The 25,602-nt window shown below is 37.3% G+C and carries 21 protein-coding genes; 14 read left to right on the forward strand and 7 right to left on the reverse strand.

What is annotated here, in order from left to right:
- Positions 1-31 precede the first annotated feature (31 nt).
- The 8 genes from vapB (at position 32) to ACZZZK_RS08735 (ending at position 8,025) form a co-directional block, all read left to right on the forward strand.
- Positions 32-235, forward strand: coding sequence for a type II toxin-antitoxin system VapB family antitoxin (gene vapB, locus ACZZZK_RS08700; RefSeq protein ID WP_463483809.1), 204 nt, complete (start codon positions 32-34; stop codon positions 233-235).
- Positions 236-622 carry a type II toxin-antitoxin system VapC family toxin gene (locus tag ACZZZK_RS08705; protein ID WP_463483810.1) on the forward strand — a complete coding sequence of 129 codons (387 nt, stop codon included), beginning with the start codon at positions 236-238 and terminating at the stop codon, positions 620-622. It abuts the gene before it with no gap.
- 15 nt (positions 623-637) lie between these two features.
- On the forward strand, positions 638-1,438 hold the full coding sequence (locus ACZZZK_RS08710; RefSeq protein WP_463483811.1) for an undecaprenyl-diphosphate phosphatase: 801 nt from the start codon (positions 638-640) through the stop codon (positions 1,436-1,438).
- Positions 1,439-1,465: 27 nt separating this feature from the next.
- On the forward strand, positions 1,466-2,197 hold the full coding sequence (truB, locus tag ACZZZK_RS08715; protein ID WP_463483812.1) for a tRNA pseudouridine(55) synthase TruB: 732 nt from the start codon (positions 1,466-1,468) through the stop codon (positions 2,195-2,197).
- Positions 2,194-3,054, forward strand: coding sequence for a YitT family protein (locus ACZZZK_RS08720; RefSeq protein ID WP_463483813.1), 861 nt, complete (start codon positions 2,194-2,196; stop codon positions 3,052-3,054). The genes truB and ACZZZK_RS08720 overlap by 4 nt, the downstream gene beginning before the upstream one ends.
- A 134-nt stretch (positions 3,055-3,188) precedes the next feature.
- A complete protein-coding gene (locus ACZZZK_RS08725) occupies positions 3,189-4,199 on the forward strand; it encodes a bifunctional riboflavin kinase/FAD synthetase (protein ID WP_463483814.1) in 1,011 nt (336 codons plus the stop codon).
- Between the two features lie 456 nt (positions 4,200-4,655).
- A complete protein-coding gene (locus ACZZZK_RS08730) occupies positions 4,656-6,869 on the forward strand; it encodes a cation:proton antiporter domain-containing protein (protein ID WP_463483815.1) in 2,214 nt (737 codons plus the stop codon).
- 121 nt (positions 6,870-6,990) lie between these two features.
- Entirely contained in the window at positions 6,991-8,025 is a 1,035-nt protein-coding gene (locus ACZZZK_RS08735; RefSeq protein ID WP_463483816.1) for a DUF2157 domain-containing protein, read from the forward strand.
- Positions 8,026-8,439: 414 nt separating this feature from the next.
- Here ACZZZK_RS08735 and ACZZZK_RS08740 read toward each other — a convergent pair whose 3' ends face one another.
- Complete coding sequence (locus ACZZZK_RS08740) at positions 8,440-9,051, reverse strand: LysE family transporter (protein WP_463483817.1); 612 nt, start codon at positions 9,049-9,051, stop codon at positions 8,440-8,442.
- Between the two features lie 50 nt (positions 9,052-9,101).
- Positions 9,102-11,915 (reverse strand): excinuclease ABC subunit UvrA, encoded by a 2,814-nt coding sequence (gene uvrA, locus ACZZZK_RS08745; RefSeq protein WP_463483818.1) that lies wholly within the window; start codon positions 11,913-11,915, stop codon positions 9,102-9,104.
- Positions 11,916-12,173: 258 nt separating this feature from the next.
- Between uvrA and ACZZZK_RS08750 the strand changes: the two genes are divergently transcribed.
- The 5 genes from ACZZZK_RS08750 to recA all read left to right on the forward strand — a co-directional run bounded on the left by ACZZZK_RS08750 (position 12,174) and on the right by recA (position 16,359).
- Entirely contained in the window at positions 12,174-12,758 is a 585-nt protein-coding gene (locus tag ACZZZK_RS08750) for an RNA polymerase sigma factor (protein WP_056851529.1), read from the forward strand.
- 87 nt (positions 12,759-12,845) lie between these two features.
- A complete protein-coding gene (locus ACZZZK_RS08755; RefSeq protein WP_056851528.1) occupies positions 12,846-13,040 on the forward strand; it encodes a hypothetical protein in 195 nt (64 codons plus the stop codon).
- Between the two features lie 275 nt (positions 13,041-13,315).
- Entirely contained in the window at positions 13,316-14,503 is a 1,188-nt protein-coding gene (locus ACZZZK_RS08760) for an MFS transporter (protein ID WP_463483819.1), read from the forward strand.
- A gap of 43 nt (positions 14,504-14,546) precedes the next feature.
- Complete coding sequence (gene nth, locus ACZZZK_RS08765) at positions 14,547-15,212, forward strand: endonuclease III (protein ID WP_463483820.1); 666 nt, start codon at positions 14,547-14,549, stop codon at positions 15,210-15,212.
- A gap of 133 nt (positions 15,213-15,345) precedes the next feature.
- Complete coding sequence (gene recA, locus ACZZZK_RS08770) at positions 15,346-16,359, forward strand: recombinase RecA (RefSeq protein ID WP_056094982.1); 1,014 nt, start codon at positions 15,346-15,348, stop codon at positions 16,357-16,359.
- An 81-nt stretch (positions 16,360-16,440) separates the two neighbouring features.
- Here the strand turns inward: recA and ACZZZK_RS08775 are convergent, their stop codons facing one another.
- Together ACZZZK_RS08775 and tsaD are read right to left on the reverse strand one after the other, a co-directional pair.
- Positions 16,441-16,638 (reverse strand): hypothetical protein, encoded by a 198-nt coding sequence (locus ACZZZK_RS08775; RefSeq protein WP_463483821.1) that lies wholly within the window; start codon positions 16,636-16,638, stop codon positions 16,441-16,443.
- Positions 16,639-16,783: 145 nt separating this feature from the next.
- Positions 16,784-17,785 (reverse strand): tRNA (adenosine(37)-N6)-threonylcarbamoyltransferase complex transferase subunit TsaD, encoded by a 1,002-nt coding sequence (tsaD, locus tag ACZZZK_RS08780; RefSeq protein WP_463483822.1) that lies wholly within the window; start codon positions 17,783-17,785, stop codon positions 16,784-16,786.
- A gap of 152 nt (positions 17,786-17,937) precedes the next feature.
- On the opposite strand from tsaD, the gene ACZZZK_RS08785 reads away from it, so the two are divergent.
- The gene (locus tag ACZZZK_RS08785; protein WP_463483823.1) at positions 17,938-22,305 is read left to right on the forward strand and encodes a translocation/assembly module TamB domain-containing protein; all 4,368 of its coding nucleotides are present in this window, start codon (positions 17,938-17,940) and stop codon (positions 22,303-22,305) included.
- Between the two features lie 95 nt (positions 22,306-22,400).
- Here ACZZZK_RS08785 and ACZZZK_RS08790 read toward each other — a convergent pair whose 3' ends face one another.
- The 3 genes from ACZZZK_RS08790 to ACZZZK_RS08800 form a co-directional block, all read right to left on the reverse strand.
- A complete protein-coding gene (locus ACZZZK_RS08790; protein WP_056851522.1) occupies positions 22,401-23,612 on the reverse strand; it encodes a bifunctional 3,4-dihydroxy-2-butanone-4-phosphate synthase/GTP cyclohydrolase II in 1,212 nt (403 codons plus the stop codon).
- Positions 23,613-23,751: 139 nt separating this feature from the next.
- Positions 23,752-25,176, reverse strand: coding sequence for an LptF/LptG family permease (locus ACZZZK_RS08795; RefSeq protein WP_463483824.1), 1,425 nt, complete (start codon positions 25,174-25,176; stop codon positions 23,752-23,754).
- Positions 25,177-25,205: 29 nt separating this feature from the next.
- Entirely contained in the window at positions 25,206-25,586 is a 381-nt protein-coding gene (locus ACZZZK_RS08800) for an START-like domain-containing protein (RefSeq protein ID WP_029284154.1), read from the reverse strand.
- Positions 25,587-25,602 lie beyond the last annotated feature (16 nt).

Below are 25,602 nucleotides of genomic sequence, written 5' to 3' on the forward strand. Positions count from 1 at the left end.
CATAGCTAGCGCATTTTTTTAACTTTAATTGATGACAACAACTAATTTGCAAATCGAGATAAATTCTCTGCCCATGAATCTTAGGCAGGAGGTTGCAGACTTTGTTGAATTTCTGAAATCAAAAAACAAAAATACATCGAGGCCAGAATCACGTGAATTTGGGTTTGCAAAAGGCAAAATAAAACTATCGGATGATTTTGACGAACCTTTAGAAATGTTTGCTGATTATATCTAAATGGCTTTTCTTTTAGATACACACGCATTTCTCTGGTTTGTGGCAGGCGACAAACAATTGCCTTTATCTATTAAATCCGAACTCATTGACATCAATCAACCTTGTTTTTTAAGCATTGCATCTCTCTGGGAAATAGCCATCAAAAAGCAAATTGGCAAACTAGAATTAAATATCGGTTTTAATGAATTATTTCGGTTTGCCGAGCGAAATCAGATCGAAATCATTTCTATTAATGAAACTCATCTTTCTACACTCCTAGATTTAGAATTCATCAACAATGACCCTTTTGATAGAATTATTGTCTCGCAAGCTATTGCTGAAGATTTAGTTTTAATCTCGAAAGATCATAAATTAAAAAAATACAAAATAAAATTAAGGTGGGAATAATCCACTATTAAACCTATGAACGACTATTATCAAGCCATAATTCTAGCAATAATTGAAGGATTAACTGAATTCTTACCCGTATCGAGTACGGGCCACATGATTATCGGTTCTTCATTTATGGGCATCGCAAGCGATCCGTTTGTGAAATTATTTACAGTAGCCATTCAATTGGGTGCTATTTTATCGGTTGTGGTACTATATTTTAAAAGATTTTTTAAATCGATCAATTTTTACATTAAACTTCTAGTGGCCTTCATACCGGCGGCAATATTTGGTTTATTATTAAGCAAAAAAATCGATGAGCTTTTGGAAAGTCCGATGGCTGTAGGCATTTCACTTTTAATTGGCGGTGTAATTCTTTTGTTTGTAGATAAATGGTTTAACAAGCCAACATTTAACGAAGAAGAAGATGTAACTTATCTTACTGCTTTGAAAATTGGTTTCTTTCAATGCATTGCTATGATTCCTGGAGTTTCTCGCTCAGGAGCGACAATTGTTGGTGGTATGACTCAGAAACTAAGTAGAAAATTGGCAGCAGAATTCTCATTCTTTTTAGCGGTGCCTACGATGTTTGCTGCAACTGCTAAGAAGCTCTTGGATTTTTATCAAGATCCTAAAAATATCATTACTCCAAAACAAATTAACTTTCTCATAGTTGGAAATATTATTGCTTTTATTGTGGCGTTATTGGCTATAAAAAGTTTTATTGGCTATTTAAATAAACACGGTTTCAAAATGTTTGGCTGGTATAGAATTGTTGCGGGTTTAATCATCATCATCCTGCTAATGACTGGCCATAACTTAGAAATAATTTAATCTGTATCTTTGCGCAAAAAAAGATTTGTGAGTACAGAAAATTCAAAGTTTAAAGATTTCAATTTTGCAGAAGGCGAACTGCTTCTAATAAATAAGCCTTACAAGTGGACATCCTTTGATGTAGTTGGCAAGATTCGTAATTCTTTAAAGCCTCTAAAACTTAAGGTTGGCCATGCCGGCACTTTAGATCCATTAGCTACAGGCCTGCTCATTATCTGCACTGGCAAATTAACCAAGCAAATAGATACCTTTCAGGCAGAAGAAAAGGAATATACCGGCACCATGATTTTGGGTGCTACCACCCCATCTTTTGATATGGAAACTGCGGTTGATGAAACTTTCGACATTAGCAAAATTACTGAAGATGAAATCTACGCAGCCTGTAAGCCGTTTATTGGCGATATAGAACAATATCCACCAGCACATTCAGCGGTAAAAGTTAATGGCGAACGTTTATACGTAAAAGCAAGGTTAGGCGAAGAAGTAGAATTGCGAAAACGTTTTGTTACCGTTCCTGAGTTTGAAATTACCCGTATCGAACTACCAGAAATAGATTTCAGAATTGTTTGCAGTAAAGGAACGTACATCCGTTCACTCGTTTCCGATTTCGGGAAACAGCTCAACAATGGCGCCTATTTATCAAAACTCACGCGTACCCGTAGTGGAAACTTTTTGCTTTCCGATTCATTTGAGGTTTTAGAACTCGTTAATTATATTCGCAGTAAGAAGGAAGAGCCAAAAACCGAATCTCAACTATGAACAACATTAAAAATCGAAACACCAGATTTGTAAAAGAATTCTTTTTAATTGTTGCTGGTGTAACTTCAGCCTGTTTTGGTTTGAAAAGCTTTTTAATGCCAAACGAATTTATTGATGGCGGCGTAACAGGTATTTCACTGTTAGTAAGCACCTTAACCAAATGGAATTTATCTTACCTCATTGCCATCATTAACATTCCTTTCGTAATTTTAGGATACAAACAAATAGGTAAGGGTTTTGCTATTAAAACTGCCATTGCCATTGCAACATTGGCCGTAGCATTGATTGTAGTTCCTTTCCAACCCATTACCCACGATAAATTATTGATTGCATTTTTTGGCGGTTTGTTTCTAGGCGGAGGAATTGGTTTGGCTATGAGAGGCGGTTGCGTAATTGATGGTACGGAAGTTTTGGCGCTTTACATCAGTAAAAACAGCATTTTAACGGTGGGCAATATCATCCTGATTTTAAACATCATTATCTTTGCATTTGCCGCCTATTTCCTCAACATCGAAACGGCGCTTTACGCCATTTTAACCTACCTCTCTGCATCAAGTACGATCGATTTTATTGTAAATGGTTTGGAGCAGTACACTGGCGTCACCATTATTTCCGAGCACCAGGAAGAAATTAAGGCCTATATTATTAACGATATGAAACGTGGTGTTACTATTTACAAAGGCGAAGGCGGCTATGGCGAAAAGAAAGATCTCGATATCATTTTTACCGTAGTAACGAAGTTAGAAATGAGCAAATTACAATCGGCTATCAGGCAAATCGATGCAGATGCGTTCGTTATTCAGCAACAAATTGCCGATTTAAAGGGCGGTGTAGTAAAACGCCATGCCTTACATTAAAATACAAATAATAATAATTAGGGCATGCCCTCAAGCTGCGCAAGGGGTCGGGCTGTACGCTAAATCCCCGATGTAAAATCGGGGTATACCGCTTCCATCCCTCATGCAAAACCCATAACCATAAAACATTCCCATTGAAAATATACCACAACCTTTCAGACTTTCAAAAACTGGATAATGCCGTAGTTACCATTGGCACTTTTGATGGGGTACATTTCGGCCATCAAAAAATCATCAAACAATTGGTTGCCAAAGCCAAAGCCGACAAGGGTGAAAGTGTTATTTTAACCTTCTTTCCGCATCCAAGAATGATTATCGATCCTGAAAATCAGGATCTGAAAATGATTAATACCATCAACGAGAAAGCAGAAATTTTAAGAAGTTTAGGTGTTGATCATTTAATTATCACCCCTTTTACCAGAGATTTTTCGAATCAAACACCTGATGAGTACATCAAAAATACGCTGGTTGAAAACATCGGAACCAAACACATTATAATTGGATACGATCATCGCTTTGGAAAAGACCGGTCGGGTAACTTAAGCGACTTAAAAGCTGCAGGCATCCATTTTGGTTTTACGGTAGAAGAAATTAAAGAGCAGGATATTCACGATGTTGCAGTGAGTTCGACTAAAATCCGCCAGGCACTTTTAGCCGGCGATGTAAGCTTAGCCGCCGATTACTTAGGTTATCCATTTTCAATTTTCGGCAGAGTAATTAAAGGCGATAAAATTGGCAGAATAATAGGCTTTCCAACAGCAAACCTATTTGTAGAGGAAACCTATAAACTTATTCCTGGTGATGGAATCTATGCTGTAACAGTGGAAATAAGTGAGGAGTTTGAAGAAGGAAGTGTAGATTCAGAAAGCAGACTCCGGACTTCGGACTCCAGACTTCGGACTTTCAAAGGCATGGCTTACATCGGCCAGCGGCCCACCATAAATGGAATGACCAGAAATATCGAGGTTAACATCTTTGATTTCGATCAGGAAATTTACGGACAGGATATCAAAATGAACTTCCTTAAATTTTTACGCCATGATGTAAAGTTTACAGGGCTTGAAGCATTAACATTACAACTTCATCAAGACAAAGAAGCTACACTCGCATTTTTTGCATCATCTGCAACACATTTAAAAAAATAAATCCTCCAAAAAAGGCCTCAATTCGTTATATTAGCGGCAATGAGGCTTTTTTACATCATCATATTCTTTTGTATACCTTGTTATTTTGTGAGTGCCGCATCACAAATAAAAACAGGTTATGTTGTAATTAAATCCACGCCTACAAGTTTTCAGCCTTATCATAGTCAGGTTAAATTCCATCAGCAAACGGCAATGGAAAACGAAAGTATTGAAAAGGACCTCCTCAACAATTACCAGCATCAAAATTTCACCGGCATACTATCGCTATTATTTTTCACTACTATTTTTTTGAAGTTCTATTTTTCTATTTCCAAAAAAATAGTACAAACTATCAGGCAAAATTATTGGTATTCGTTTAAAATGCTTTACCCAAAACATGTATTTTGGTAATTAAGTTGGCAATTCGTAAAAACCGAAAGTCCAATTTATTTAAATTTTAAATTACCATCATTATCAATGCATTTACCAGACTTAATAGCCGATTTAGGATTAATACTCGCCGCAGCAGGAATAACAACGCTCATATTTAAAAAAATAAAACAACCCTTAGTACTAGGTTACATCCTGGCGGGACTATTGGTTGGCCCACATCTCGATTTTTTTCCTTCAGTAACTGATACAAAAAGTATCAACATTTGGGGAGAAATTGGAGTAATATTCTTGCTGTTTAGTTTGGGGTTAGAATTCAGTTTCAAAAAACTGGTAAAGGTTGGCGGCTCGGCTTCCATTACAGCTGTTGTAGAAGTTGTTTTTATGTTGCTCATTGGTTTCGCCGCCGGCAAGTTAATGGGCTGGAAAACGATGGACAGTATATTTTTAGGCGGTATACTTTCTGTTTCATCAACCACAATTATTATCAGGGCATTTGAAGAACTCGGTGTAAAGCACAAAAAGTTTGCTGGTTTAGTTTTCGGTGTGCTGATTGTAGAAGATTTAGTGGCCATTCTATTGTTGGTGTTATTATCAACCTTAGCAGTAAGCCAGCAATTTGCAGGAAGCGAAATGCTCATTTCAATTTTAAAACTTGCATTTTTCCTGGTGCTTTGGTTTTTAGGCGGAATCTTCCTCATTCCAACATTTTTAAAGGCCACCAGAAAATTAATGAATGATGAAACGATGCTAGTAGTTTCATTGGCACTTTGCTTAATCATGGTTTTGCTTGCAGTTAAAGTGGGCTTTTCTCCAGCTTTAGGGGCCTTTATTATGGGCTCAATTTTAGCAGAAACAACACAGGCAGAGAAAATAGAGCATCTCACAAAATCAGTTAAAGATTTATTCGCAGCGGTGTTTTTTGTATCTGTAGGCATGCTCATTGATCCAAAAATTTTGGTTGATTATGCTTTGCCAATTGTTATCGTAACCCTGGCTACCATTTTGGGTAAGTTTTTAAGCTCAAGTCTTGGCGCATTATTATCTGGTCAGCCGCTCAAAACATCGGTACAGGCCGGAATGAGTTTGGCGCAAATTGGAGAGTTTTCTTTTATCATTGCCACTTTAGGCCTTACGCTTAAAGTAACCAGCGATTTTCTCTATCCTATCGCCGTAGCCGCATCAGCAATTACTACGTTCACAACACCGTATCTCATTAAATTATCAGAACCTTTTTATCAGTTCCTAACACGAATATTGCCAAAGAAATGGATTGATGGGATATCAAGATACAGTTCAAGTACAGCTGGAATCACCACTTTAAGTGACTGGAAAATCCTACTGCGTAGTTATGCGTTTAACACCATTATCCACTCGGTAATTATCATTGCCGTGATCTTTTTAGCTTCGCGATATGTGCAACCGTTTATCGCTAAAAACGTGGTTAATGGTTTAAAGTCTACGATTATCAGTTTAGTTGCATCGTTCATTCTAATGGCTCCGTTTTTATGGGCATTATCCATCAGAAGGATACAGAAAACGGCTTATTCTCATTTGTGGTTAAACAAGAAATATACCCGTGGACCATTAATTGCCATCGAAGTATTTAGAATTGCACTCGGAATATTTTTTGTCGGGTTTTTGATGTATGAATTTTTCGACACCTGGGTTGCCGCAGGAATCGCATTAGCCTTAATTGTGTTGATGATGGTCATATTTTCGCGAAAACTTCAATCCTTCTACAATAAGTTGGAAAAACGTTTCATGCTAAATTTGAATGCGAGAGAAAACCAAAAGCCTGATATTTTACCCTGGGATACCCACTTAACGGAAATTAAGGTATCACCAGAATCGGATGTGGTTGGAAAAACGCTTTCAGAACTGATGATTAGGGAAAAGTATGGGGTAAATATTGCCTTAATTGAACGTGGTAGAAACAACATTCCAACGCCTGGCCGCGATGAGAGACTTTACCCGAATGATAATTTATTGTTGATTGGAGCTGACGATCAGCTTGCCTCAGTAAAAGCACTCCTTGATGTGGATATACCGCATCAGGAAGAAGAAAAATCTTTCCCCGATAAGGAAATGACATTGCAGAAGGTGGTTGTCAATACTGATTCACCGGTGTATGGCTTAAGTATTAGAAATGCTGGCATCCGTGAAAAAGCACAAGCATTAATTGTTGGCATTGAGCGGGGTACCGAGCGAATTTTAAATCCTTCATCCGATTTCATATTTGATAACGGAGACGTCATTTGGATTGTAGGGAACAATAAGAAAATCAAGGAGGTAATATAATAATCCCAGGTCAACAGTTTTAGTTTAGAGCACAGTTGATTATTTATGACATTATTTTTTTGCTTGGAACTGCCGACTCCAGACTGAGGACTTTTTTATATATTCGTGTATAACCTAACCTATGAAAGTTGATAGAGAAAAGAGTGAGTTTTTAGACGATATGATTGAACAGTGGCAAACCACTGGCTTAATTACTGAAGATACTGGCAGCAAACTTCGCAAAAGCTATGAGGCTAAAAATTTCGATTGGTTGCGTTTAGCGCAGTATGCTTTTTGGGTTGCCCTTGCTTGTGGGTTTATTGCACTCGGTTCATTATTAATAGATAATTCCATCCTCAACTATCTTAAAAGGGTTTACAACACACCGAATATTGTTATTGCAATTGTTTCAGGAGGTTTGGCCGCCTGGCTTTACATGCTAGGATTTAGAAGAAAAAAGAAAGTGGCTCATTTAAAGTTTAGCAATGAGGCCATCGTATTTTCAGCGATATTGCTCACAGCTAATGCCGTTGCCTATTTCGGGAAGGCAATGGACAATGGCTCTGGAAATTTTTCAATTTTAATCTTAATCTCCGTTTTTATTTATGGGGGCTTGGGGTACTTTTTCAATTCCCGGCTCATCTGGGTTTTCGCATTAATCTCTTTAGGGGCCTGGTTCGGAACAGAAACTGGTTATTTAAGCCGTTGGAATTATTATTTCCTGGGGATGAATTACCCTTTGCGTTTCGTTGTTTTTGGAGCGGTTTTAACCGCCGCATCTTTTATCATGAAAGCAGTACCCAAAACACAACATTTCTTCCAGGCAACTTACATTGCCGGAATGGTTTACTTATTTATCTCACTTTGGGCATTATCCGTTTTCGGGAATTTTGCCAGCTTAGAAGAATGGTATTCGGTAAGGCAATTGAGTTTATTTTATTGGGCGTTAATTTCGGCAATAGTTTGTGTAGCAAGCACCCTATTTGGCTTAAAATATCATGATGATATTGCCCGTGAATTCGGGATCACCTTTTTATTCATTAACCTTTACACCCGTTATTTCGAATACTTCTGGGATAGCTGGCATAAAGCATTGTTCTTCTCGGTACTTGCAGCATCTTTTTGGTTAATCGGCAGGAAGGCAGAGAAAATTTGGAACGTTGAGTTTTTGAAATAGGAATAAATACGGGTTATACTCAAAAAACCAATTCTACGGCTTGTTAAGTAATTCGCAGCGCAAAGACTGTGATAATCGGGTCAAGGTGGTCCCTCCCATACTACCTGTCTATCGCAGGCAGGCAATCTTTTGATTTAAGTTTGGTGAAGATGAAAGTTTGAGTTATCAAAAGGATTTTAGTTATGTCGGGGCTATTTAACTTAATTCAGAACTATTTTGGTGGTTTTATGCACATACGTTGTATTTAAACCCGACATAAACGAACACGGAACGCAGTGAAGTAAAGTGTTTGGCGGGACTGAAAGCCGCCATTAAAAACAGCGCTTTCATTTCCAAACTATTAAATCTACATTGAAAGAAATCCAGAAATACTCCAAGATCATTACGGGTAACTTGGCAATGAAATAGTTTCCTTTACAACAAAATTACCAATTGCTTAACAACTAAATAACCAGCCAATACATATAAAAATATGGCGATCGATTTATTGATGATCAGGCTGCTTAGCGCAAATTTTTCTTGAATAAAAGTGGCAAAATGCGCATAAACATATAATGCTACCGCAGAACCTACCCCAGAACCTAAGCTAAAAATAATCAGCGAAAGGTAATCGGTTTCAATCCATTCGTGCAAAATTACATAGTTGCCAAAAAACAGCCAGAAAGGAATTTGTACTGGATTTAAAACACCTAGTATTAATCCGTAAAGTACACTACCACTGCGCTTATCCTCTTTTTTATTGCTGGTAATAGGTACTTTTTTTCTGTTTACCCATGTGATTGTACCCATGGTGATAAACATCAAAATCATAAAGCAATCTACTAATGTTCCTAATCTTACTTCACTTACGGCCTCATTAGGATTGATGTCGCTCATTGCCCAGCGGGCAAAACGCATCATTCCAAAGGTAAAAAATACTTCTACGCATGAGAAAGAAAGGATGAAATACCAAACCTGGCGCATGCCTTTATTAATGGCAAGTTGCGCAACCGTGAGGTTAATATTACCAGGAGGGATATACCCCATGGCGTTGAGGAGAATGCCTATGAAAAAGGTGAGAAAAAGCATTGCCGAAATTATGGATTTAAATTCAAATGCGATGCTAAATATTTCCCTGTATAGGAAGTCTTTTCTTTCACCAAATCTTCAGGGATACCCTCAAAAACAACTTTACCCCCACCATCTCCACCTTCCGGACCGATATCGATCACCCAATCGGCACACTTAATCATATCCATATTGTGCTCAATCACTAGGATAGTATTTCCCTGCTCAATCAACGTATTTAAAGCCTTTAATAGCTTTTTAATATCGTGGAAGTGTAAACCCGTAGTGGGCTCATCAAATATGAATAGTGTTTTGCTGGCGTTATTCCCTTTGATTAGAAATGAAGCCAGTTTAATCCGCTGGGCTTCTCCACCTGATAAGGTATTAGATGATTGGCCTAAATGAACGTAACCCAAACCAACATCAACCAAAGGATTTAATTTATTGAGAATTTTAGGTTCATCTTTAAAGAAATCCACAGCTTCATCGATAGTCATATCCAGTATCTCAGAGACGTTTTTCTCCTTGTAAACTACATCCAAAACCTGCTGCTTAAACCGTTTTCCTCCGCAAGCCTCGCATGGCAAATAAATATCTGCCATAAATTGCATTTCGATTTTCACCTCACCCTCACCCTGGCAAACATCGCAACGGCCACCTTCTACATTGAAAGAAAATGCTGCTGGCTTTAATCCAGCTGCTTTTGCCGATGCCAAACCAGAAAATAAAGCACGGATATCATCCCAGGCCTTTACATAGGTTACCGGGTTAGAACGGCTTGAACGACCAATTGGATTTTGATCGACCATTTCTACGGCACTGATCAAGTCATAATTACCAAAAATACCATCGTAAGCTCCGGTTTGTTCACCAGCATAATTTCCAATGGCTTTCTGCAAAGCAGGATATAAAATCTTTTTAACCAAACTGGTTTTACCCGAACCTGAAACTCCACTAACAGCAGTGAAAACGCCCAAAGGAAATTTAACATCGATGTTTTGAAGGTTGTTTTCTCTTGCACCTTTTATAAGGATATGATCTTTCCACTTCCGGCGCTTTTCTGGGATGGCGATTTTTTCTACCCCTGATAAATAGCGTCCGGTTAAACTGTTTTTATCTTTTAATATTTCTTCGTAATTCCCGCTGAAAACAAGGTTACCGCCGTGGGTTCCCGCTTCCGGACCGATGTCGATAATATAATCGGCAGCCCGCATCATTTCTTCTTCATGCTCCACAACTAAAACAGTATTGCCAACGTTTCTGAGGGAAATTAATACTTCAATCAGTTTATTTGTATCTCGTGGATGCAAACCAATACTTGGCTCATCCAAAACATAAATAGAACCAACTAAACTACTTCCCAAAGAAGTTGCTAAATTGATTCTTTGCGATTCTCCTCCTGATAAGGTATTTGATAAGCGATTTAATGTTAAATAACCTAAACCAACATTATTTAAATACAGAAACCGGTTATCAATTTCGGCTAGTAAACGTTTAGCCACCTTAGCATCGGTAGCGTTTAATTTCAACTCATTGAAGAAAACTAAAGCTTTCGCTAATGGCATTAAAACCACATCGATAATCGATTTTTCTGCAATCTTTACATAAGATGCATCCTTGCGCAAACGTGATCCTTTACATTCTGGGCAAGTGGTTTTCCCGCGGTAGCGAGACAACATTACCCGGTATTGAATTTTATAGGTCTGCTCTTCCAGCTCCTTAAAAAAAGCATCAAGGCCAGCAAAATATTTATTTCCAGTCCACAGTAAACGTTGCTCCTTCTCAGTTAGCTGACTGAAAGGACGATGTATAGGAAAATCGAATTTTGAAGAAGCTTTAATAAAGTTCTGCAACCAAACACTCATCTTCTCTCCTCTCCATGGCGCTATGGCATTATCAAAAACGCTTTTGCTCTTATCTGGAATCACCAGATCTTCATCAATACCAATTACGTTTCCATAACCTTCACAGCGTTTACATGCACCATAAGGATTATTAAAAGAGAAAAAATTTGGCGTTGGCTCCTCAAACTTCATTCCGTCAAGCTCGAAGCGATCGCTGAAATGCTTGGTTTTGCCATTAGCCTCAACATAACAATCACCCTTACCTTCAAAAAAAGCAGTTTGAACAGAATCGGCTAAGCGGCTTAAAGTTTCTTCTTCCTGGTTGGTAACTATTCTATCAATTAAAATCTGAACCGTTTTATCATCGGTTAATTCGGCATCTTTGAAATCAGCATCATCTAATACAGATTCAATTTTTAAAATTTTATCTTCAATAAGTACCCGTAAAAAACCCTTTTGCAATAAAATAGCAAGTTCTTCTTTTATCGTGCGGTTGTTATGTGGGTATAGAGGGCAAAAAATTGTTACGGTGGTATCTTCAGGCAAAGCGCTTACATAATCAACCACGGTACTAACCGAATCTTTTTTTACTTCCTTTCCCGAAATGGGAGAAATCGTTTTCCCGATCCTCGAAAAAAGAAGTTTCAAATAATCGTATATTTCTGTGGAGGTACCCACTGTAGATCGAGGATTGGAAGTAATTACCTTTTGCTCAATGGCAATTGCGGGAGCAATACCCTTAATATAATCTACATCAGGTTTATTCATCCTACCCATAAACTGACGAGCATAAGAAGACAAACTTTCTACATATCGGCGTTGTCCTTCTGCGTATAAAGTATCGAAAGCCAGAGAAGATTTTCCCGAACCAGACATGCCAGTAACCACGACCAGTTTATTTTTAGGTATGGCGACATCAATGTTTTTCAGGTTGTGCACACGAGCACCTTTTATAATAATATTTTTATGCGGATCTTTTTCGGCTTCTTTTTTGCTCATGTATGGTTATGATTTTAAATATAACCCATAGAATACTGTTGGGTTTTTAAAACATACAAAAATAAGGTACTGATGCGGTTAATTTATTTTTTAACATTTTATTTTTTGTTTTTTGATAAAAAAATAACTTTCTTTGAATATTAACAACCTCAGAACCAAACTAACACAATCTAAAAAACATAGGAGAGACGCTATAGAAATTAAACTTCTACAAATTAATTTTTAGCAAACAGTACGGGATTTAGTGTAGGTAAACCTATGAATTTACAATCATACAGTGACCAAGACCTTGTAAAGTTATACATTGCAGGGGATGAGAATGGGCTACAAGAACTTTTAAGAAGGCATAAAAGTAAAATTTATACTTCCATCTACTTATTGGTAAAAGACCAATATTTAGCAGAAGATATTTTTCAGGATGCTTTTATAAAAGTAATTAATACGCTTCGTTCGGGAAGATATAATGAGGAGGGCAAGTTTCTGCCTTGGGTGATGCGCATTGCTCATAATTTAGTAATTGATTATTTCAGAAAAGAAAAAAGAACTCCAATCATTACGAGTTCGGATGGGATGGATGTATTTAATATGCTACACTTTTATGACGAAAGTGCAGAGGAAAAAATGTTACGTGATCAAACCCATAAAGATTTGAAAGAGATGATTCATTTACTGCCTGATGAGCAAAAAGAAGTGCTTTTAATGCGCCATTATGCAGATTTGAGTTTCAAAGAAATAGCTGATTTGACAGATGTAAGCATTAATACTGCCCTTGGGCGTATGCGTTATGCATTAAGCAACTTGCGCAAAATGCTTAAAACTAAAGAGATGACTTACAAAGGGTAATAAAAAAGTTACATTAAAAATTTTAGGGCTCGAAATAAAGCATCTGAACTATCGTTAAGTTTATAAACTTATCACATTTAGTTGCTTATGACAAAAACCTCTACATCAAAAAACAATGTAAATTTACCAACCCACAGTATGTTTCAGCCTAAAACTGATATTGAATCTGACGCGGAAATCGACTTATTTTACGATCAAATCAAAAGTAAATTAGATCGTCTGGCTAAAAATCCTCAAGATGAAACCATCAACAAGATTTTAGCATACAGCAAATCGAAGTAAATTTTACACCAGCCTAAAGCTGCCTTTCATAAAAGGCAGCTTTTTTTTTAGCAGGAATTTTAACAATGATGCTGCGAACAGAATTTCTATTTGTTCCTCTCTTAACTTATAGTCTATTTTCTTATCTACTATTTTCCATTTCCTTATTCACTATTTTCTATTCCCTGATTCCCAATTTCCACTTTCCTTTCCCAAACTCCCTTTTTCTTTTTTACATTTCATTAACTCAAAAACACCTACCTTTACATAGTGTAATTTTAACACTAAGCACAGGTATGAATAAGAACTTACTACCACTCACCCTAGGAGGATTAGGCATTGGCATAACAGAGTTTGTGATGATGGGTTTACTACCAGATATTGCAAAAGACCTAAAAGTTACCATTCCACAAGCCGGACATTTGATTTCTGCCTATGCCTTAGGAGTAGTGATTGGTGCGCCCCTATTAATTATGATTGCCGGGAAATATCCACCTAAAAAAATATTAATGGCTTTAATGATCATGTTCACTGCCTTTAATGCATTCTCGGCTTTTGCACCAACTTTCGACACTTTGTTTATTGCCAGATTGCTTTCTGGCTTGCCACATGGGGCATTTTTTGGTGTAGGATCAGTAGTTGCAAGTAGAATTGCCGAAAAAGGTAAGGCGGCTCAGGCGGTTTCATTAATGTTTATGGGTTTAACCATTGCAAATATCTTAGGTGTTCCGCTGGGTACTTTTATAGGTCATAATTTTTCCTGGCGAATTTCATTTGCCGTTGTAGTGCTGGTGGGTCTGGTTACCTTATTAAGCTTAAAACTTTGGCTGCCTGCATTAGAAGCTGCCAAGAACAGAGATTTAAAAGCTGAATTAAGTTTTTTCAAGAAGAGGGAAGCATGGATTATTATCATGATGATCTCAATTGGTACAGGTGGCTTATTTACCTGGTACAGCTACATTGCCCCTTTAATGACAGATGTAGCAGGTTTTTCTGCCGATGCCGTAACGTATATATTAATGCTCGCTGGCGTAGGGATGCTGGTTGGAAATTACATTGGCGGAATATTAGCCGATAAGTTTTCTCCTGCCAAAGCTTCGGCTGCGTTACTTCTGGCTATGGCTGTAACTTTAACTATTGTACATTATATCTCTTTCAGTCAACCCCTGGCTTTAATAATGACTTTTATTACAGGGGCCGTTGCGTTTGCTCTTGCTGCGCCAATCCAAATGTTGATGATACAATCGGCCAAGGGATCTGAAATGCTGGCCGCTTCGGCGAGTCAAGCCAGTTTTAACATTGGGAATGCATTGGGTGCTTTCTTTGGCGGTTTACCTTTGGTTTACGGGTTTGACTATACCTCCCCCGCCTATGTTGGTGCAGCAATGGCTTTGGTCGGTGCATTTTTCGCCATTTGGCTAATCAAAAGCAAAGCCACAAAAGGTGTTGCTTCATCGAAAGAAAAATACGCAATGATGCATTAATCTTTTGGCTCACGAGTAAAAGGATCAATTTCTATATTTGCTCATGCTAAAGAAAGAACGTTATAAACTTTTTGTAGAGCACTTTTCAGCAAAGCAGCCCGATGCAGAAACAGAACTACATTACAATAATCCTTATCAGCTTCTGGTTGCCGTAATTCTTTCGGCTCAGTGCACTGATAAGCGGGTAAATATGGTTACCCCAGCCCTTTTTCAACGATTTCCGAATGCGAAAACACTAGCTGAAACCACTCCAGATATTGTATTTGATTACATCAGAAGTATCAGCTATCCAAATAACAAAGCCAAACATCTTGTAGGTATGGCCAATATTCTGGTAAATGAATTTAATGATGTTGTTCCTTCGGGAATAGATGATTTACAAAAAATGCCGGGAGTTGGACGTAAAACTGCCAATGTAATTGCATCGGTAATTTATAATGCACCGGCAATGGCTGTAGATACTCATGTTTTTCGGGTAGCCAATAGATTGGGATTAACTAATGGCAAAACGCCTCTGGCAGTAGAAAAAGACTTGGTTAAACATCTTCCCCAACATGATATTCACATTGCGCATCATTGGCTAATTCTTCACGGCCGGTATGTTTGCGTAGCCCGAAGTCCGAAATGTGATGTTTGTGAAATTACCTACATGTGCAGGTATTTTGAACGCCTGACGGCGAAAAATGAGCGTGAAAAGCACGAAGCTTAAATTATTTTTCAATTACTATTGACATTAGCTAAAAAACAATTAACTTAGCTAAATATTTTAGTAAATACTTATAAACATTACACGCATATTAGCTCATAATTCAATTATATTTACGAAATCAAATCACAAGAAAATGGCAAGCGCAAACCCCGACAAATTAAAAGCTCTACAGCTTACATTAGATAAATTAGAAAAATCGTATGGTAAAGGTACCATCATGAAACTTGGCGATACGGCTATTGAACCCATAGATTTTATTTCTACAGGATCAATCAGTTTAGACATTGCTTTAGGCATTGGTGGTATTCCGAAGGGAAGAGTAATCGAAATCTATGGCCCGGAATCATCTGGTAAAACGACTTTGGCCACTCATATCATTGCAGAAGCGCAGAAAAAAGGTGGCATAGCTGCTTTTATTGATGCAGAACATGCATTCGACCAGTTTTATGCTAAAAAACTTGGCGTAGATACGGATAACCTGTTAATTTCTCAACCAGACAATGGCGAGCAGGCATTAGAAATTGCTGATAACCTGATTCGCTCGGGAGCAATTGATGTAATCGTGATTGACTCCGTTGCTGCATTGGTTCCAAAAAGTGAAATTGAAGGCGAAATGGGTGACAGTAAAATGGGCTTGCATGCCCGTTTGATGAGTCAGGCATTACGTAAGTTAACTGGTACCATTTCAAAAACTGGCTGCTGCTGTATTTTCATCAACCAATTACGTGATAAAATCGGTGTGATGTTTGGTAACCCAGAGACAACTACTGGTGGTAACGCGTTAAAATTTTATGCTTCAGTACGTTTAGATATTCGCCGTATTTCTCAAATTAAAGATTCTGATGAGGTTTCTGGTAACCGTGTTAAGGTTAAAATTGTTAAAAACAAGGTAGCACCTCCTTTCCGTATTGCAGAGTTTGATGTGATGTTTGGAGAAGGTATTTCGAAAAACGGCGAAATTGTAGATTTAGGTGTTGATTTTGGCATCATCAAGAAAGCAGGCTCTTGGTATTCTTACGGAGATACTAAATTGGGTCAAGGTAGAGATGCCGTTAAGCAACTTTTAAGTGATAACCCAGAATTAGCAGAAGAATTAGAAATTAAAATTAAAGCCGAAGTAACCGGCGATAAATTAGAAGAAAAATAATTTCGATACTCAAAAACATAAAAAGCGCTTTGTTAGACAAAATCTGGCAAAGCGCTTTTTTATGATATCATGGCAATAGTTTTAACCCTGGCTAAAAACTGCGTTAAAATCTTTTGTTACGTATACAATTACCAACAAGGCTGCAACTACCAAAGCACCTAAAATAATTACTCCCCAACTTCCGCTTAATTTATTTTTATCTTTTCTGATCAAATAATATAACAACCCGATAAGTGGTACTGCACAAACAATCCAAAATATTAATGATGCTCCAGTCATAAAAAAGTATAAAGTTAAAAGTATAAAGTCAAATAGTTAGATTAGGATTTGCACGATTTAAGGATAAGGCAAAATAAAATTTCAATCTTAAAATATTTATTCAAAACTACATCCGTGTAATCTAATAATCTGTGTAATCATCTTATTAAAATTCCATTCTCGCTTTCGGCGATACCTCTTGGCCAACAAAGTCGTTAACCAAAAACTTTTGGTATCCGGCAATGGCAATCATTCCGGCATTATCAGTACAATATTGAAATGCAGGAATATAAACTTTCCAGCCCAATTCATCAGCTGTTTGCTGCAAGCCATCTCTTAATCCAGAGTTTGCCGAAACACCACCAGCTATTGCAATCTCATTAATATTAAATTGCTTTGCTGCTTTTTTAAGCTTGGTCAACAATATCTGAACAATGCTATGTTGAACAGATGCACAAATATCATCCAAATTTTCGGTAATAAAATTGGGATTCTCTATCTCTTGCTTTCTGATGAAATAAAGAATGGAGGTTTTGAAACCGCTAAAGCTAAAATTTAAATCAGCTATCTGGGGCTCGGCAAATTTATACGCTTTCGGATTTCCATTTTTAGCATGTTTATCAATTAAAGGACCACCAGGATAAGGCAGCTGCAAAATTTTGGCCGTTTTATCGAAGGCCTCCCCCGCCGCATCATCCAATGTTTCACCTACAATTTCCATATCGAAATAATCCTTCACCAATACAATTTGTGTATGCCCACCCGAAACAGTAAGACACAAGAAAGGGAAATTGGGTTTTGGCTCATCAATAAAATGCGCCAATATGTGCGCATGCATGTGATTGACAGAAATTAAGGGTATATTTAAACCCAATGCAAATGATTTTGCAAAGGAAACACCTACCAAAAGTGAGCCTAACAGGCCGGGACCCTGCGTAAAGGCAACAGCACTAATGTCCTGTTTTGTAACCTGTGCATTTTTTAAAGCTTGCTCAATGGTGGGCACAATATTTTGTTGATGTACCCTAGATGCTAATTCAGGGATTACACCACCATAATTTTCATGAATTGTTTGGTTTGCAATAACATTGGCCGTAATTTTGCCGTTGTTACATATAGCGACTGAAGTGTCATCGCAAGAAGATTCGATAGCAAGTATAACAGACAAATTATTTATTTTTAAGCTGCAAAATTATTAAAAAACTATTTAAAATACTCCTTTGGGTAATTGCATCAATAATTTTGCTGCTGGCGCTTATTATTTTTTCACTACAGTTTAAGCCTGTCCAAACTTATATTGCCCAAAAAGCAGCGGCATATTTGTCAAAAGAGCTCAATACTAAGGTATCAATTAAAAGCCTTTACATCAAACCTTTCAAATCTATCGTATTGGAAGATTTGCTTGTTCTCGATCTTCAAAAAGATACCTTGTTGAGCACTCCAGAGTTCATGGTTGATATTAATCAATTTTCAATCGACAAAAAGATTATTGATATCAATACCATTCAAGTCAATAATGGCCAATTTTTCCTAAAGGATTTCAAAGATAAGTCTTCTAATCTTGATTTCATTATTAACTATTTCGATTCTGGTAAACCTACTGTAAAGAAACCGAAAAGTAAACCTTATGATATCAATATAGGTCGGGTGATTTTAAATAAATTCGCTTTTAGATATAAGAATTTTGCCGCGAAAGATACTGTTCAAGGTAAAAATGTAAATTTCGATAATGTTGATGTTAAAGAATTAAGCGGAATATTTGAAGGACTAGACACCAAAAACCATCTGGTTAAAACCAACATCAAAAACTTAACCCTTCGCGAAAGAAGTGGCTTTTATCTAAAAAATTTAACTGCTGAAACAACTATCGATAGTAACGCGATAGAACTAAAGAAACTGTTATTGGTAACGGAAAATAGCCGCTTAACCGATTACTATCAAATGAAGTTTAAAAGCTATCGGGACTTTAATCATTATGTAGATAGCGTACGAATGAAAGCCATTTTCAAAGAAAGTCATCTTTCCTCCAAAGATGTTGCTTTTTTTGCTCCTGAGTTAAATTCAATGAAAATTGAACTTGATATAGATGGCCAGATTACTGGATTAGTAAATAACCTGAGAGCCAAAAAACTTTCCATTCGATCAGGAAAAGCTACGCACATTAAAGGTGATTTTATCCTTAAAGGTCTTCCGAGATGGAAAGAAACCTTTATGGATTTAAAGATTGAAATGGCTGGTACGAATAAAAAAGATTTAGATGAAGTACTAGCTGGAATTACAGGAAACAAAAAACCGATGATTCCAATTATCGTCAGCAAATTCGGCAATATCAATTTCAATGGAAATTTTACTGGTTTTCAGAACGACTTTATTGCTTACGGAGAGTTTAAGACGAAGTTAGGCCGAATTGTTTCTGATGTGAATATGAAAATCGACAAAAATGATGTTCCTTCTTATACAGGTAATGTTAAAACGTTTGATTTTAATATCGGCAATTTGTTAGATGAGAAGAGTTTGGGCCGAATTAGTTCATCATTGTATGTAAAAGGAAGAGGTACTGAATTAAAGGAGCTAACCGAAAAACTTAGCGGAGATGTTGAATATATCGACTTTAACAATTATCGATATAGAAACGTTAAAATTGATGGAACTTTTGAAAAGAAAAATTTCGATGGAAAATTAAGTATCAACGATAAAAATGTGAAACTTCTTTTTGATGGAGGTGTAAACTTAAATCCGAAACTTCCGGTATTTGCCTTTAACGCCACCATCACCAGGGCAAGGTTAAAAGCATTAAAGCTTTTAAAAGACTCGTTGTTGGTTGATGCAAAGTTTAGCACAAATTTTTCAGGAACAAACCTAAACAATATTGAAGGCAGCTTGCTTATCCAGGAGATTAGGTTGCAAAATCCGAAGGGAATTTATAATGTCGATTCACTTCAATTGATGGCGAAGGGTACAGGAGTAGATCGGACATTGGATATCAGATCAGATATTTTAGATGCAAGTATTCGCGGTGAATACGATTTAAACTCCATCGTGTCCTACTACAAAGCCATCGCCAAAACATACGTTCCCTCGCTTAGGGCTGATATTTTTAAATTCAAAAATCAGATATTCAAGTTTAACTTACAGGTGAAAAAATTTGAGCCATTAGCGCAATTTATTTCGCCTGGTTTGGAAATGGAGGAAGGTGCCACGCTTATTGGAGACTTTGACTCGCGAAATAATACCGCTACCTTAAACGGTTTTGTAAGGAAATTGAAATACAATGGTGTTGTAATAAATAACATCATTCTGGATGAAAATACGACCAAAGAACAGTTGCAACTGATCGTTACTTCAGATCGTGTTCAGCTGAATGATAGTTTATTCATTAAAGATGTAAATATTTCAAATATTCTTCGGAATGATAGTCTTTCATTCAACGTAAAAATGTCTAATTCTGATGAAGCTAACCAGCTCGATCTGAATGGTCTGGTAGAGTTTACTAAAAATCAGGATACTGTTGCACGCCTAAGCATTCTACCATCGATCTTAAAAATAAATAGTGAAGAATGGCGCATTCAGGAGAAAGTACGCATCGCGTTAAATAATGGCAAAACTTTGATCAGTAACTTCGATCTGACGAATGGAATTCAACAATTAACCATTGATGGTTTAATTTCCGAAGATCAAAAAGATCTGCTCGCTGTTGGTTTTAAAAATTTTAATTTAAAAACGCTTAATCCTTTTACTAAGGGTTTCGGTGTAAAATTAAGCGGAAATGTGAATGGAACAACTAATTTGTACGGCATTTTAAAAGCTCCAAAAGTAAACGACGACCTCAAAATCGATTCGCTTACTTTCAATGATATTTATATTGGAACCCTTACCGATACATCATCTTTCGATAATCAAAGCAACAAAGTAAACGTCTTCACCCGCATCATGGCCGAGGATTCAGAAACTTTTAAACTCACCGGAAATGTTGATTTAAAAGAGAAACTGATTGATTTGAATGTTAGAATGAACGACAGCAAATTAACGATTCTGGAGCCATTTGTGAAACAACTTGTTTCTAATCTTAAAGGTGATATTTCTGCCGACTTAACCGTTAAGGGAAAATTAGATAAACCCGAAATAAATGGAAGTGTAGCTTTTGATAAGGGACAGTTGATGGTAAATTATCTTAAAACTACTTATGTAATTACTGATGAGGTAAAAATACAAAACAGTGTGGTATTATTAGATGGTGAATCATCAGATGGTTTTGTCCTGGCCGATCTGGAGGGCCATGAAGCAACTGCGAGAGGTACAGTAGACCTGAATAACCTCGATGATCCTACATTGAATGTAACGGTGAACGCCAACAGTTTGATGGCTTTAAACACCACTTCGAAAGACAATTCAGTTTATTTCGGAAAAGCATACGGAACAGGGGTGTTTAAGTTTACTGGTCCTACCAGTAAAATGAAGATTGATATAAAAGCCAAAACTGAAAAAGGTACAGTTTTCAATCTTCCACTAAATAGTTCGGAAACGGTTTCGGATAAAGATTTTATTAATTTCATCAGTAGAGATTCGAGCAAGGTGGTAAAGAAAACCACTAATTTCGATGGCTTAACGTTAACATTTAAGCTTACCATCGACCCGAATACAACAGCAAATATTTATACCACACTTGGCAATTTAAGTGGAAAAGGTAATGCCGAGTTAAACCTAAACATCAATAGCTTAGGCGATTTCGAAATGTCTGGTGATTATATCATTGAAACGGGAAGTTTTGACTTCACGGCTCAAGAAGTGATTAACAAGAAATTTGAGATCAGGCAAGGGGGTACGATACGATGGACGGGTAACCCGACCGCAGCGCAAATCAATTTAAAGGCCGTTTACGCCTTACGGGCGAACTTGAACGAATTATTTAAAGCTGCGAATAGAGATGCCAGCAGTAATGCTAACCAGCGTGTAAACACAGAAGTGGAAATGGGTTTAACAGGATTGCTGTTACAGCCAGATATTAAACTGGATATCTTCTTCCCTGCTCAACCAGCAATTAAAGAAGAACTTCAAACTTATTTTAGCGATCAAAATAATTTAAACTTACAAGCTTTCAGTTTAATCATTAGAAGAAGTTTTGCTCCAGGAAATGGTGGAGAATCTATCGGAAACCAATTGAGCTCAACCGCCACCAGTACGGCTACCGAATTGGTGTTTAATCAATTTAACAATGTGCTTTCTTCATTAAACTTAAACTTTGTCGATCTTAACGTACGTTCATTAAGTGAAGCCAGCGCATCTGTTAAACTTTTTAATGATCGTTTAATTATCAATGCTGGTATTGTAGATCGAAACAGCTTAAATGATTTTACGATTATCGATTTTAACAGAAGCAACGTTGGCGGTGAGGTTGAAGGTTTATTTTTAATCAGAAAAGATGGTAGCTTGTTAGGTAAAGTGGCCAATAAACCACCAACTATCCAAAGTATCTTTGCCAACCCAGGTATTGATCAAAATAGGAATGTAACCTCATTTGGTTTAGTTTACACCCAGCAGTTTGATACGTTTAAAGAATTTATTCAAAAGATTACCGGAGCTTACCGCAGAAACTTGAAAAGAAAGCAAAGTGAGTCACCTGTTAAAACGAATAAATCAATTAATAAAGAAGCGATTATTAATCAAAGTAAGGGGAATCAGCGGAGGTAGGTTACTGTAGAAGTTTTTAGTGAGCAGCTAACAACTGCAGAATTAAATGTTAGTTGGCAATCTTATTAACTGAAAATTGCCAACCAAAAATCAACCTATCCTTTCATAATAGAATGACCCATTTTATCTCTTTTTGTTTTCAAATAGCGCTCATTGTGAACATTACTTTCAATTTCGATTGGAATGTTTTCTACCGCTTCGAGACCATAGCCAATTAGCCCGGCTCTTTTTGTAGGGTTGTTAGTCATTAAGCGCATTTTAGTTACACCCTCTGATCTTAAAATTTGAGCACCAACGCCATAATCGCGTTCATCGCCTTTGAAACCCAATTTAATATTGGCCTCAACTGTATCAAAACCTGCATCCTGAAGATTGTAAGAGCGAAGTTTGTTTATGAGTCCAATGCCTCTACCCTCTTGATTCATATAAACAACGATTCCTTTGCCTTCCTTTTGGATCATTTCCAAAGCTTTGTGCAACTGAGGTCCGCAATCGCATCTGCAAGAACCAAAAATATCACCAGTTACACATGAACTATGGACGCGAGCCAGAATCGGCTCATCAGGGCCCCATTCGCCTTTTGATATGGCCAAATGTGTAGCACCATTGTCGAGTTGAGTATAAGCGCTCATTTTAAAATCGCCCCACGCCGTAGGTAAATCAATAGTAACTTCTTTCTTAATTAAACTATCAATATTTAAACGATACGCAATTAAATCTTCTATCGAAATAATTTTTAACTGATGTTGCTCGGCGATCTTCATTAAATCCGGAAGTCTGGCCATTTCGCCATCTTCTTTCAAAATCTCTACCAATAAACCCGCAGGCTTCATCCCGGCAAGGCGGGCTAAATCTACTGCGGCTTCAGTATGACCAGCACGGCGAATTACCCCACCATCTTTAGCTATTAAAGGAAAAATATGTCCTGGTCTACCCAATTCTTCCGGATCGGTTTTAGGGTTAACAAGTGCCAACATGGTTTTTGATCTGTCGCTGGCAGAAATCCCTGTGGTACAACCATGACCAACTAAATCTACCGATACTGTAAAATTAGTTTCGTAAGCGGCGGTATTTTTGCCCACCATTAAATCAAGTTTTAATTCTTTACAACGCTCTTCAGTGAGCGGAGCGCAAATTAAACCTCGCCCATAGGTTGCCATAAAGTTGATCACTTCTGGCGTGGCATTCTCTGCTGCGGTTAAAAAGTCACCTTCGTTTTCTCTATTTTCATCATCTACAACGATGATCACTTTACCAGCTTTGATGTCGGCTATCGCCTCTTCTATGGTGTTTAATTTTGTTTGCATTTGTATAAAAGCATATAGGTAATAACATTAGCTTCGCCCAAAACAGGTTATTTCGCTAATGTTTTACAGGTACAAAGGTACAATCTAAATGAGCAATTTGATGAAATAAATATCATCTGGAAGTAAATGATATTTGGGCTTATTTCTGTTTAATTCGAAGGAGTTTTTTGAAAAACTGTTTATAATAGTTTACGTCAAACAGTGCAGAATCAACAGTGGCTTTATAAGTTAAAAATGCAGCCAATGGCGATAGCACAATAACGGCAATCCACATGGCAAATATGGGGTTCAAATTACCTTCCCTAGCAGATTTCTCCGCCACCGTCGTGATGATATGATAGACCAAAAAGAAGGAAATAGCAATAACCACAGGTAATCCCATTCCGCCCTTTCTGATAATAGCACCCAAAGGAGCACCAATAAAGAACAGCAGGATACAAGAGGCGGCAAGCGTAAATTTACGTTGATATTCTACCCGGGTAAAGATAATTTCACCCATCAAATCATCATATCTGGGAGCCGTGTTCGAAAGATTTTGCACCATCCCGGAAACGATGTTCGATGCATTATCAACTGCTGTTTTTCTACTTCCGTTAGGAATAGATTTTAAAGTAATCTCGCCAATAACAATAGGGGCAATTTTTACTTTTGTATATCCTTTCGTGGTATTAAATTGTTTGAAGGTATTGCTTGCCACACGGCTTGATTGCCTGTTAAGTGTATCAAGTTGCTTCGTTAATGAATCTCTTTTTCTAACAATGCCTTTCAAATTTAACATTGGGGTGCTGTTTCCGAAAGCATTCGGATCAGTCCTGTTCATTTCAAAAGATGACAAGTCAAATTTCGGCGCTGTTTCTTTAAATCTGCTTCGATATAAAACTTGCCGGGGATTGTAAGCTCCGCTGGTATTAGATTGCTCTTCATACTGAACGCCATCCTTAAGCTCTAAGACCAAAAATTTGCCGTCAGTAGTTTTATTCATCTGCCCTTCTTTGGCCATGATCACTTTTGGAATGCCGTTGGTACCTTTATGATCATAAATCATGATGCCATGTAGCGTTCCATCCTCATCTTTTGCATCCACGCGAATGGAATAATTAGGAATGCTATTATTGAAGACCCCGGGCTTGATCAAGAAGGCCAACTTTTTATTTCTAACATCGTACAATAATGAGCTAAATTTCAAATTGGCTTTTGGAAGCATATAATTTGAAAACAGAAAAGAGCCGATGGTGAGCATAATAATCACCACAAAGAGTGGCCTCATGGCCTTTTGAAGGGAAATTCCTGCAGATTTAATGGCGACAAGTTCGTAATTCTCACCCAGCGTTCCGAATGTCATGATAGAAGAAAGCAGTACAGAGAGCGGCAACGCCATGGCTACATTGGCTGCCGAAGCATAACACATCAGTTCCAAAATGGTGTACCATTCGAAGCCTTTACCAATCAGATCATCAATCCACTTAAATAGAAAAAACATTAAAAGAATAAACATCACCACAAAAAATGTGGCAAGGAAAGGCCTAATGAATGCTTTAATAAGAAGAAGATGTATTTTTTTCACCCTACAAAGGTAAGCAATGCAGCGTTAAACTATGCACCTAAAACGCTAATCAAATAGTCAATTTGGTTATCCCAAATCAATTTTTTCTCAGCCAACAAATCATCGGTGGTAAAATCGGTTATGGCAAGAGCAACATCATTAGTAAGTTCATCCTGCACAATTTCCATTTCGAAATAGCACTGCGGCTCATCATCAAGCCATTTAAACTTCACTAATTTATTCTCTTTGATAGACACAAGCTTTGCTTTAAGCTGTTCGTCGTCCCAAGTGAAGGTGTAAACCTGATCACGGAAATTTACATCATCGGCAAACCATTGCGATAAGCCATTTGGCTCACTTATAAAGCTATACAAAATTCGTGGTGAAGATTTAACCTCGTACTCAAGCGTAAATTTTTTCTTTTCTGCCATGTTAATTCATTACCAG

The sequence above is a fragment of the Pedobacter sp. AC163 genome, assembly GCF_979258665.1.

Bases quoted from the DNA above. Each gene is read 5' to 3' on its own strand.
- vapB (WP_463483809.1), top strand. From the start codon at position 32: ATGACAACAACTAATTTGCAAATCGAGATAAATTCTCTGCCCATGAAT.
- ACZZZK_RS08705 (WP_463483810.1), top strand. From the start codon at position 236: ATGGCTTTTCTTTTAGATACACACGCATTTCTCTGGTTTGTGGCAGGC.
- ACZZZK_RS08710 (WP_463483811.1), top strand. From the start codon at position 638: ATGAACGACTATTATCAAGCCATAATTCTAGCAATAATTGAAGGATTA.
- ACZZZK_RS08720 (WP_463483813.1), top strand. From the start codon at position 2,194: ATGAACAACATTAAAAATCGAAACACCAGATTTGTAAAAGAATTCTTT.
- ACZZZK_RS08730 (WP_463483815.1), top strand. From the start codon at position 4,656: ATGCATTTACCAGACTTAATAGCCGATTTAGGATTAATACTCGCCGCA.
- ACZZZK_RS08735 (WP_463483816.1), top strand. From the start codon at position 6,991: ATGAAAGTTGATAGAGAAAAGAGTGAGTTTTTAGACGATATGATTGAA.
- ACZZZK_RS08740 (WP_463483817.1), bottom strand. From the start codon at position 9,051: ATGGGGTATATCCCTCCTGGTAATATTAACCTCACGGTTGCGCAACTT.
- uvrA (WP_463483818.1), bottom strand. From the start codon at position 11,915: ATGAGCAAAAAAGAAGCCGAAAAAGATCCGCATAAAAATATTATTATA.
- ACZZZK_RS08750 (WP_056851529.1), top strand. From the start codon at position 12,174: ATGAATTTACAATCATACAGTGACCAAGACCTTGTAAAGTTATACATT.
- ACZZZK_RS08755 (WP_056851528.1), top strand. From the start codon at position 12,846: ATGACAAAAACCTCTACATCAAAAAACAATGTAAATTTACCAACCCAC.
- ACZZZK_RS08760 (WP_463483819.1), top strand. From the start codon at position 13,316: ATGAATAAGAACTTACTACCACTCACCCTAGGAGGATTAGGCATTGGC.
- nth (WP_463483820.1), top strand. From the start codon at position 14,547: ATGCTAAAGAAAGAACGTTATAAACTTTTTGTAGAGCACTTTTCAGCA.
- recA (WP_056094982.1), top strand. From the start codon at position 15,346: ATGGCAAGCGCAAACCCCGACAAATTAAAAGCTCTACAGCTTACATTA.
- ACZZZK_RS08775 (WP_463483821.1), bottom strand. From the start codon at position 16,638: ATGACTGGAGCATCATTAATATTTTGGATTGTTTGTGCAGTACCACTT.
- ACZZZK_RS08790 (WP_056851522.1), bottom strand. From the start codon at position 23,612: ATGCAAACAAAATTAAACACCATAGAAGAGGCGATAGCCGACATCAAA.
- ACZZZK_RS08800 (WP_029284154.1), bottom strand. From the start codon at position 25,586: ATGGCAGAAAAGAAAAAATTTACGCTTGAGTACGAGGTTAAATCTTCA.